The 648-nt window shown below is 70.1% G+C and carries 1 protein-coding gene; it reads left to right on the top strand.

What is annotated here, in order from left to right:
* Window positions 1-648 (top strand): transposase (locus FV233_RS29755; protein ID WP_147899664.1); only part of this gene is annotated, 648 nt, incomplete at both ends.

Below are 648 nucleotides of genomic sequence, written 5' to 3'. Positions count from 1 at the left end.
GGCGGTCGCGAGGAGGCCGTCTCGACGGTACGCCGGGCCGCTGTGATCGCCTCGGACGAGACCGGCGTCCGGATCGAGGGCAGCAACGCTTATCATTGGGTGTTCCACGCGGCCGACGCCGTGGTGCCCACGGCCTCGCCGACGCGGGGCGCCATCGTGATACGGGAGATGATGGACGGCCACCGGCCCGCGGTGTGGATCTCGGACCGCCACACCGCCCAACAGGGTCATGCCGCCGCGCACCAGACCTGCCTCGCCCATCTCGCCCGCGACGTCGCCTACGTCGTCGAGGTCAGCGACGATCCCGTGCCCTGGCGATTGCAGCTCTGGTTGCGATCCGTATTCGCCCTGGCCGAGCGCGTCACCGACCTGACCGCCTCGACGCTCGCCGCCAAGCGCCGGACCTTGGATCGACAGCTCGGCGCCATCCTCGCCACGTCGAGCCGCTGCGACCTGACCCGCGACCTGCAGGTCAAGATCGGACGGGCGCGTGATAACCCCCTCGTCTTCCCTGCCCATCCCGCCGCGGTCGAACCGACCAACAACGGCTCAGAGCGACTGCTGCGCCCAGTAGTCGTCCAGCGGACAGAGACCAACGACTACCGCGCGATGTGGGCCGCCGAGGGCGAGGCCGCTATCCGCACCGTT

Origin of the sequence: Methylobacterium sp. WL7 (assembly GCF_008040085.1) — a bacterium.
Taxonomy (GTDB): domain Bacteria; phylum Pseudomonadota; class Alphaproteobacteria; order Rhizobiales; family Beijerinckiaceae; genus Methylobacterium; species Methylobacterium mesophilicum.
This window is presented reverse-complemented; position numbering and strand designations above follow the sequence as displayed.